Genomic DNA, 1,270 nt, shown 5'->3' on the forward strand with positions numbered 1-1,270 from the left:
GGCTTCCGGGGCCGGGGTGGCGGCCTGGCTGTCGGTGGGGCGCAGGGCGTAGCCGACGCCCGCGGAGAGCGAGACCGCTCCGGCGGCGGCGAGGACGGTACGGCGGTTGACCCCCAGGGCGGAGGCGGCGACAGAGCGTATGCGCGACATGGCGCGATCTCCCCGAGTGCGAACGCGTCGGCAGTGGTCGCGGGCCGTCGCGGACGCGAACGCCCCGCTCACTGTGGATGGTTGGCACCGGGGATGGCCTGCGCGTGAACGCGGCGGCAACGCGCAGCGCCGATCACCGTACGTGGATCACGGGGTACCGGGTGCGGTCATGGAGTGGATCGCGGCTCGCCCGGGGCCGGTCACCCCTCGTTCATCTGCCGGGGTACGGGACGGTCCGCCAGGCGTCCGTGCGGCGGGCGCTCGCGCCACAGCCGCAGGGCGGTGTCGACCAGCCGTATCCGAGTCAGTGCGGGCACGGCGTCCAGGTCGTGCCAGGCGGCGAAGTCGGTGGAGCCGCCCACCTCGTGGCGGAGTTCGCCGCCGGTGATCTCGCCCTCGTAGATGATCCGCAGGCCCTGGTGGTCCAGGCGGCGGCCGACGCGGGGGTCGCCGACCAGCCGGTGGGAGTCGATGCCGAGGAGACCGGTCACCTCGATGCGGTAGCCGGTCTCCTCGGTGACCTCGCGGCGCACCGTGTCGTACGGGTCCTCGCCGTGCTCCATGCCGCCGCCGGGCAGCACCCACTCGGGTGTTCCGTCGGGCCCCGGCGACCGGGCGAGCAGGAGCTGTCCGTCGCGGACGCACACGGCGTAGGCCGCCACCCTCAAGTTCCGTCGCATGGACGGACGTTAACGCGCGATGTCCGGATTGGCGGGCGAATATTCCGGTGCCGACCAGCGAAGCGGCAGGGCGTCCGGGGTCCACACGGCCTCGGTGAGGGTGAAGCGGACGGTGCGGGTGCCGTCCGCGGCGAACTCGGTGCGGGCCTCGCCGGTGAGCTGGAGGGTGCTGCCCGTCTCCCAGTCCAGGAAGAGCAGGCCGGCCCGCGGGTCGGCGCGCAGGTTGCCGAGGCTGAGGAACATGGCGTTGCCGGAGTAGTCCGGCCAGATCAGCTCGTGGGGTGAGGCGACCTGGACGAAGCCGGGGTTGCCGCCGCGGTGGCTGGCGTCGGCGCCGGCTCCGTGCACGGTGGCGAGGAAGAAGGTGTCGGCCGCCCTGACGAAGTCCGCTTGCTCGGCACCGAGCGCGGTGAGGCGGCGGGGGGTGCCGGGGGTGCGGT

The 1,270-nt window shown here is 73.7% G+C and carries 2 protein-coding genes; both read right to left on the reverse strand.

Translation table 11 applies throughout. The features are described from left to right. Window positions 1-350: 350 nt before the first annotated feature. Window positions 351-830: an NUDIX hydrolase gene (locus CCN44_RS40750; RefSeq protein ID WP_189397203.1), complete on the reverse strand. Its 480-nt coding sequence runs from the start codon at window positions 828-830 to the stop codon at window positions 351-353. A gap of 9 nt (window positions 831-839) precedes the next feature. Further along, a partial coding sequence (locus tag CCN44_RS40755; protein WP_208639935.1) for a pyridoxamine 5'-phosphate oxidase family protein occupies window positions 840-1,270 on the reverse strand: 431 nt, incomplete at its 5' end.

It is taken from the genome of Streptomyces tricolor (assembly GCF_002155905.1).
GTDB lineage: Bacteria > Actinomycetota > Actinomycetes > Streptomycetales > Streptomycetaceae > Streptomyces > Streptomyces tricolor.

Excerpts from the sequence above, each read along its gene's own strand:
- CCN44_RS40750 (WP_189397203.1), bottom strand. The coding sequence starts at position 830 with ATGCGACGGAACTTGAGGGTGGCGGCCTACGCCGTGTGCGTCCGCGAC.